The 7,428-nt window shown below is 70.6% G+C and carries 7 protein-coding genes and 2 tRNA genes; 7 read left to right on the top strand and 2 right to left on the bottom strand.

What is annotated here, in order from left to right; genetic code table 11:
• The first annotated feature begins 126 nt into the window (after nucleotides 1–126).
• A complete protein-coding gene (locus FFT21_RS15450; RefSeq protein ID WP_225978439.1) occupies nucleotides 127–795 on the top strand; it encodes a site-specific integrase in 669 nt (222 codons plus the stop codon).
• Here FFT21_RS15450 and FFT21_RS15445 read toward each other — a convergent pair.
• Nucleotides 787–857, bottom strand: a tRNA-Gly gene (locus FFT21_RS15445). The genes FFT21_RS15450 and FFT21_RS15445 overlap by 9 nt on opposite strands.
• 82 nt (nucleotides 858–939) lie before the next feature.
• Between FFT21_RS15445 and FFT21_RS15440 the strand changes: the two genes are divergently transcribed.
• The 6 genes from FFT21_RS15440 to FFT21_RS15415 all read left to right on the top strand — a co-directional run bounded on the left by FFT21_RS15440 (nucleotide 940) and on the right by FFT21_RS15415 (nucleotide 6,412).
• Nucleotides 940–1,013, top strand: a tRNA-Pro gene (locus tag FFT21_RS15440).
• A gap of 356 nt (nucleotides 1,014–1,369) precedes the next feature.
• Nucleotides 1,370–2,779, top strand: coding sequence for a trigger factor (tig, locus tag FFT21_RS15435; RefSeq protein WP_137814563.1), 1,410 nt, complete (start codon nucleotides 1,370–1,372; stop codon nucleotides 2,777–2,779).
• 221 nt (nucleotides 2,780–3,000) lie between these two features.
• On the top strand, nucleotides 3,001–3,597 hold the full coding sequence (locus FFT21_RS15430) for an ATP-dependent Clp protease proteolytic subunit (protein WP_137814576.1): 597 nt from the start codon (nucleotides 3,001–3,003) through the stop codon (nucleotides 3,595–3,597).
• A 44-nt stretch (nucleotides 3,598–3,641) separates the two neighbouring features.
• A complete protein-coding gene (locus FFT21_RS15425) occupies nucleotides 3,642–4,271 on the top strand; it encodes an ATP-dependent Clp protease proteolytic subunit (RefSeq protein ID WP_137814562.1) in 630 nt (209 codons plus the stop codon).
• A 198-nt stretch (nucleotides 4,272–4,469) separates the two neighbouring features.
• Nucleotides 4,470–5,750 (top strand): ATP-dependent Clp protease ATP-binding subunit ClpX, encoded by a 1,281-nt coding sequence (gene clpX, locus FFT21_RS15420; RefSeq protein WP_137814561.1) that lies wholly within the window; start codon nucleotides 4,470–4,472, stop codon nucleotides 5,748–5,750.
• 29 nt (nucleotides 5,751–5,779) lie between these two features.
• A complete protein-coding gene (locus FFT21_RS15415) occupies nucleotides 5,780–6,412 on the top strand; it encodes an RBBP9/YdeN family alpha/beta hydrolase (protein WP_137814560.1) in 633 nt (210 codons plus the stop codon).
• On the opposite strand, the gene FFT21_RS15410 is transcribed toward FFT21_RS15415, so the two are convergent.
• The gene (locus tag FFT21_RS15410; protein ID WP_137814559.1) at nucleotides 6,396–7,328 is read right to left on the bottom strand and encodes an alpha/beta hydrolase; all 933 of its coding nucleotides are present in this window, start codon (nucleotides 7,326–7,328) and stop codon (nucleotides 6,396–6,398) included. The genes FFT21_RS15415 and FFT21_RS15410 overlap by 17 nt on opposite strands.
• Nucleotides 7,329–7,428: the final 100 nt, after the last annotated feature.

Raw genomic sequence — 7,428 nt, 5'->3', positions numbered from 1 at the left:
CAGCGTGCTACGCCTCAACGGCGCCACCAACATCGCCCAAGCCCTCCGACATCAGGCCTGGGACCCACTCCGCCCCATCAACCTGCTACTGATCAGCTGAAGTGCGACTTTGCCGGGGCCGTGCTGATGGTGCTGCTGGCGACGTTCGGGAGCCTCCGTTTTGCGGAGATGGTGGGTCTGCAGCGGTCGGACTTCGATCTCGATCGGTGCCGCGTGCGGGTCGAGCGCCAGGCCGTCCAGACGGACGCGGGGGAGCTGCTGACGGATACCCCCAAGTCCGAGGCGGGCAAGCGGCGGGTCAGTCTGCCCCGGTTCCTGTTACCAGAGATCAAACGGCACCTACGTGCCTACGTGGGCGACCCGCCGGACGCTTGGGTGTTCGTTGAGCCGAAGGGTGGCCGACCGACCCGAGCCAACTTTCACCCCCTGTGGAACGAGGCCAGGACGGCGGCCGGCATCCCCCACCTGCATCTGCATGACCTCCGCCACACGGGCAACACGATCGCGTCGGAGACCGGAGCGACGCTGCAGGAGTTGATGGCACGCATGGGCCACAGCAGCACGCGGGCCGCGTTGATCTACCTGCACGCTCGGGAGGAGCGGGACCAGGCGATTGCACTCGGGATCGACCGGATGGTCTCAATGGCCGCGAAGCATCCGGCCAGCGACGGCGTGGACGGCCCGAAGGGGGGCAAGGGGCACGCGGAGGGCACGAAGAAGGCCCCGAAGCGGGGCAACCGTCCACGTGGGACGACTCGCAAGCGCTCTACCAGCAAGAACGCCGAGAGCGGGTGACGGGAATCGAACCCGCACAACCAGCTTGGAAGGCTGGGGCTCTACCATTGAGCTACACCCGCGCGCACCCGATCACTGGGTGCGCGCACAAGCGTAGCGCGTCGCGATACGCTCGTCGCGCACCACCGGCTTGTGTGGCGCGAACGGGGTGTGGCGCAGTTTGGTAGCGCACTCGCTTTGGGAGCGAGGGGCCGTGGGTTCAAATCCCGCCACCCCGACTGCCGCGAGCCCGCCGCCGGGGCGGAAGTCCTGGTCGGCGGGTTTTTCGCGTCCGCGTCCGGCGCGGTGCCAGGCGGGTTACCGAGGCGTACGGTGACGAAGGACAAACCGGAACGTCCCTGGCCGCCGGGCGGGTCGGCATCGGGCGCCCGCGGCGGCCGGTGGCGGAGGGGGGCGGCGCTACCCGGCCGGACCGACGCGACGGCCAGGTGCCGACGTCGGCGGCGAGGTAACGGGCTGGCACCGACCCGGGACAACCAGCAGCGGCGACTCGCCTAGACTCGGCCCGGACCCGGCGACCGCTCTGGCGTATCGGGGTATCAGGCACGTCATTGTTTTCTACGAGGAGACCACGTTGAAGAGCACCGTCGAGCACCTGAGCCCGACGCGCGTCCGGATTAACGTCGAGGTGCCGTTCGACGAGCTCAGGCCGAGCTTCGACCGCGCGTACCAGAAGCTCGCCAAGCAGGTGCGGATTCCGGGCTTCCGTCCCGGCAAGGCCCCGGCCCGCGTGCTGGAGAGCCGGCTGGGCCGCGGCGTGGTGCTCGACGAGGTGGTCAACGAGGCCATCCCGGCCAAGTACCTGGAGGCGGTCAACTCCGGCGACGTGCGGGCCCTGGGTCGGCCGGAGATCGAGGTCACCAAGCTCGAGGACGGCGACACGCTGGCCTTCTCCGCCGAGGTGGACGTGCGGCCGGACATCACCATCCCGTCCTTCGAGGACATCTCGGTGAGCGTGGACGACGTCGAGGTCACCGACGAGGACGTGAACACGCAGCTGGACGAGCTGCGCGCCCGGTTCGGCACCCTGACCGGCGTGGAGCGGCCCGCGCAGAAGGGCGACTTCGTGGTCATCGACCTGTCCGCGACGGTGGACGGCCAGGAGGTCGAGGACGCCCGCACCACCGGGCTGTCCTACGAGATCGGCTCCGGCCAGCTGGTCGAGGGCATCGACGACGCGCTGATCGGCGCCTCCGCCGGCGAGACGAAGAACTTCACCACCAAGCTGGTGGCCGGCGAGCACGCGGGCCGGGACGCTGACGTGACCGTCACCGTGCAGTCCGTGAAGGAGCGCCAGCTACCCGACGCCGACGACGACTTCGCGCAGTTCGCCAGCGAGTTCGACACCCTGGACGAGCTCAAGGCCGACCTGCGGGAGCGGCTGGGCCGGGTGAAGCGCATGCAGCAGGGTGTGCAGGCCCGGGACAAGGTGCTGGACGCGCTGCTGGACGCCACCGAGGTGCCGCTGCCGGACGCGGTGGTGCAGTCCGAGGTGGAGGTTCGCAAGCACGACGCGGTGCACGCCTTCGACCACGACGAGGACCGGTTCGCCGAGTACCTCGAGGAGCAGGGCCAGGACCGGGAGAAGTTCGACGCCGAGCTGCGCGAGTCGGCCGAGCGGGCGGTGAAGACCCAGCTGCTGCTGGACGCCATCGCGGAGGCCGAGCAGATCTCGGTGAGCGAGTCCGAGCTCACCGAGCGGATCGTCTACCAGGCCCAGCGCTACGGCGTGAGCCCGGACGAGTACGTGCAGCACGCCCAGCAGGCCGGCCAGCTCGGCGCCATCTTCTCCGACGTGCGGCGTGGCAAGGCGCTGGCCGCGGTGGTCCGCAAGGTCACCGTGACCGACGAGTCGGGCAACCCGGTGAACCTGGACGAGCTGTTCGGCACCGAGGAAGGCGGCGAGGCCGGCGAGACGGCTGAGGCCACCGAGGCCACCGAGGCGACCACCGAGGCCAGGGCGGCCGCGGAGCGCGGCGAGTGACGCCGGGCGTGACCGGGCGGCCCGCGGCGCGGGCGGCTATCCGGCACGCTCTCAGCGAAACCGGGCGGTGCCGGCACGTCGGCGCCGCCCGCCTTGGTTAGGGTCGTTGACGTAGAGATCAGGGCAACACGGCGGAACACCGGCGACGTGCCGAGTTCGCGTCCGCCAACCCCCGGAGAAGGCAGGCAGACGTGACGCAGGACCTTTCCCGTACCGACGAGATGCGGGTGACCAGCTCAGGGCTCAACCTCACCGACTCGGTGTACGAGCGGCTGCTCCGCGAGCGGATCGTCGTTCTCGGCTCGCAGGTGGACGACGAGGTCGCCAACCGGATCAGCGCCCAGTTGCTGCTGCTCGCCGCCGAGGACCCGGACCGGGACATCCACCTGTACATCAACTCGCCGGGTGGCTCGGTGACCGCGGGCATGGCCATCTACGACACCATGGAGCTGATCGAGCCGGACGTGGCCACCTTCGCCATGGGCATGGCCGCGTCGATGGGCCAGTTCCTGCTGTCCGCCGGCGCCCGGGGCAAGCGCTACGCGCTGCCGCACGCGCGGATCATGATGCACCAGCCCTCCGCCGGGGTCGGCGGCACCGCGTCGGACATCGCCATCCAGGCCGAGCTGTTCGCCAAGCACAAGCGGGAGATGGCGGAGCTGATCGCCGCGCAGACCGGCCAGTCCGTGGAGCGGATCATCGCCGACTCCGACCGGGACCGCTGGTTCACCGCGGAGGAAGCCCGGGAGTACGGCTTCATCGATCACGTCATCACGCGGGCGGCGCAGATCGGCAACACCCGCGGCAACCGCCGCTGACCCGGCCGCCGGCCAGCAGGACCTTCGTCGAGGAGCCAACCACAGTGACCGAGTACCACCTCCCGCAGTCCCGGTACGTGCTGCCCTCGTTCATCGAGCGGACCAGCTACGGGGTCAAGGAGTCCAACCCGTACAACAAGCTCTTCGAGGAGCGCATCGTCTTCCTCGGGGTGCAGATCGACGACGCCTCGGCCAACGACGTGATGGCCCAGCTTCTCGTGCTGGAGTCCACCGACCCGGACCGGGACATCCTGATGTACATCAACTCGCCCGGCGGGTCGTTCACGTCGCTGATGGCGATCTACGACACCATGCAGTTCGTCCGGCCGGACATCCAGACGTACTGCCTGGGCCAGGCCGCCTCGGCGGCCGCGGTGCTGCTCGCCGCCGGTACCCGCGGCAAGCGGCACGCCCTGCCGAACTCCCGGGTGCTCATCCACCAGCCGGCCATGGAGGGCGCCTACGGCCAGGTCTCGGACCTGGAGATCCAGGCCAACGAGATCCAGCGGGTGCGCCGGATGATGGAGCACACCCTGGCCAGGCACTGCAACAAGTCGCCGGAGGAGATCCGCGCCGACATCGAGCGTGACAAGATCCTCACGGCGGACGAGGCCAAGGACTACGGCATCGTGGACGAGGTGCTCCCTTACCGGAAGCTGTCCCCCACGCCGTGACGGCGTGGCGGAGCCGACACGCCGAGCGCACCACCTTTGCCGGTGCGCTCGGCGCGGCCGGGGCACGCTAGTGCTCCCGCTCCGGTGGGTGTACGGGTACCGTCGAGAGCAACGCGTGAGGCCCGCGGCAGCGGGGCGAGCCATCGAACAGCCAGGCGCACCCCGGGGGTGTGCCGGAGGGGACAGAGGTCAGCGGTCATGGCGCGTATCGGTGACGGCGGAGACCTGCTGAAGTGCTCCTTCTGCGGGAAGAGTCAGAAGCAGGTCAAGAAGCTCATCGCCGGCCCCGGCGTGTATATCTGCGATGAGTGCATCGACCTCTGTAACGAGATCATCGAGGAGGAACTCGCCGAGGCGGGTGACGTCAAGCTCGACGAGTTGCCCAAGCCGGCCGAGATCCACGAGTTCCTCGACCAGTACGTGATCGGTCAGGACGATGCCAAGCGCACCCTGTCGGTGGCCGTCTACAACCACTACAAGCGCATCCAGGCCGGCGACCGGACCAGGGACGGGCGGGACGACGGGGTCGAGCTGGCCAAGTCGAACATCCTGATGCTCGGCCCGACCGGTTGCGGCAAGACCTACCTGGCGCAGACCCTGGCCAAGCTGCTCAACGTGCCGTTCGCCATCGCTGACGCGACCGCGCTCACCGAGGCCGGCTACGTCGGCGAGGACGTGGAGAACATCCTCCTCAAGCTCATCCAGGCGGCCGACTACGACGTCAAGCGGGCCGAGACGGGCATCATCTACATCGACGAGGTCGACAAAATCGCTCGGAAGAGTGAAAACCCGTCGATCACCCGGGACGTCTCCGGCGAGGGCGTCCAGCAGGCCCTGCTGAAGATCTTGGAGGGCACCACCGCGAGCGTGCCCCCGCAGGGCGGTCGCAAGCACCCGCACCAGGAGTTCATCCAGATCGACACGACGAACGTGCTGTTCGTGGTGGCCGGCGCGTTCGCCGGACTGGAGAAGATCATCCAGGACCGGGTGGGCAAGCGTGGCCTGGGCTTCGGCGCGGAGGTGCGGTCCAAGGCCGAGACCGAGACGCAGGACTTCTTCAGCGACGTCATGCCCGAGGATCTGATCAAGTTCGGGCTGATTCCGGAGTTCATCGGCCGGCTGCCGGTGGTCGCCAGCGTCACCAACCTGGACAAGCCGTCCCTGGTGCAGATCCTCACCGAGCCGCGGAACGCGCTGGTTAAGCAGTACCAGAAGCTGTTCGAGATGGACGGCGTCGAGCTGGAGTTCACCAAGACCGCCCTGGAGGCGGTGGCCGACCAGGCCATCCTGCGCGGTACCGGGGCGCGTGGCCTGCGCGCGATCATGGAGGAGGTGCTGCTGCCGGTGATGTACGACATCCCCAGCCGCACCGACGTGGCCAAGGTCGTGATCACCGAGCAGACCGTGCGGGAGAACGTCAACCCGACCATCGTGGCGCGGCAGCCCACCCGGCGGGAGCGCCGCGAGAAGTCGGCCTGACCGGCGCCCCGCGGCCCGGGGAGCCGCCGGTGGCCTGGCCGTACGTACTGCTGGTCCACGAGGACCCGGACCCGGGCCCCCGGCACTGGCAGAGCTGGCTGGCCGGCCAGCTGGCCCGCCGAGGGGCGCTGGTGGACGTGCCCACCTTCACCGACCCGGACCGGCCGGTGCGCGACACCTGGCTCACCGAACTGCGGGAACACCTGGCCGTCGCGCCGGCCGCGGCCGGGCGGGTGGTGCTGGCCCACTCCTGGGGTGCCACGCTGTGGCTGCACCACGCCGCCGGGCGGTTCGACCGCGGGCTGCGGGTGGAACGGGTGCTGCTCGTCGCCCCACCCGCGCCGCGCTGCCACCGGGCCGAGATGGTCGGCTTCCACCCCGTGCCGCTGGACCCGGCCGGCCTGCGCCGCGCCGGCGGCCACACCCGCCTGGTGGTCGGCTCGGACGACCCGGCCTGCCCGGTGGCGGATGCCGCCGGGATGGCTCGCGCGCTGGGTGTCGACCTGGACGTGCTGCCGCACGGCGGGCACCTGGACCCGGCCGCCGGCTATGGCGCCTGGCCCGCCGCGCTGGACTGGGTCCGCACCGGGGCCACCCCGCTGCGGGCCGCCGGCCAGACCGCCACCCCGCTGCCGGAAGCGCGGTTCAGACGTGGTGGGTGAGCGGCCGGGGGGTCACGTGCCGGCCGAGGAACCGGATCGCGTCCGGCACCACCTTCCGGTACAGCGCGTCGTTGTGCGCGCCCGAGGTGATCACCCCGACCTCCGGCTTGACCTCCCGGATGAACCTGCTGGTGCCGTCGATGAACCGGTCGTGGTCGCCGACCCACACGCCGATCGGTTGCGGGCCGAGCTTGTCCAGGTTGCGCAGCGGGTCCAGGGCCGCCCACTGGGCCGCGTCGGTGAACGCGTGCCGCTTGTCCATCTCCGTCCACGAGGTGAGCAGCGCCGGGGAGATGGCGGCGATGGCCTGCGCGGGTTGCCGGCGCTCGGCGCGGCGACGCCCGTACAGCAGCGCGCCGAACCCGCCCATGGACACCCCGGTGCAGGCGAACGGCACCCCGCGGGCACCCAGCCCACGCTGGGCCAACCAGCCCGGCACCTCGTCGAGCAGCATGGCCATCGGGTCGTCCCCTGGGTGGGCCTCGTGCCAGTAGTTGTTGCCGCCGTCCAGGGCGACGAACGCGAACGGCGGCACCACCCCGCGGGACACCAGGTCGGCCAGCACGGTGGGCATGCCGCCGACCGCGGCGTACCGGGCGTTGCCGTTCAGCCCGTGCAGCAGCAGGGACACCGGGATGCCCCCGGCCGGTACCCCCGGCGGGAGGATGGTGAGCATCGTCACCAGCCGGCCCCTGGCCCGCGAGAAGACCTGCTCCACCCTGGTCACCGGCCGGTACCCGGTGACCGCGGAGCCGGCTGCCTCCAGCGCCCGGCGGACGGTCGCGCCGCCCGGGTTCGGCGCCCTCGTGGCACTCGCCGCCAGCCCGCTGACCGCGATCCCGGTGATGCCGGCCGCGGCCAGCAGTGTGCGACGGCCCAGCCGCGGGCGCGCGGCGGGCCGGTCCCCGTCGTCCATCCAGCCTCCCGTCCGCGCACGTGGCGCGGACCCCCTCAAGGACGTTGACCGGCGATGGCCGGTCGACCCCTCCCGTCGACCGATCGCGACCATCGTGGTG

It is taken from the genome of Gandjariella thermophila, assembly GCF_005405885.1.
GTDB lineage: Bacteria > Actinomycetota > Actinomycetes > Mycobacteriales > Pseudonocardiaceae > Gandjariella > Gandjariella thermophila.
The sequence above is the reverse complement of the archived record's forward strand: the minus strand, read 5'-3'. Positions and strand labels throughout refer to the sequence as shown.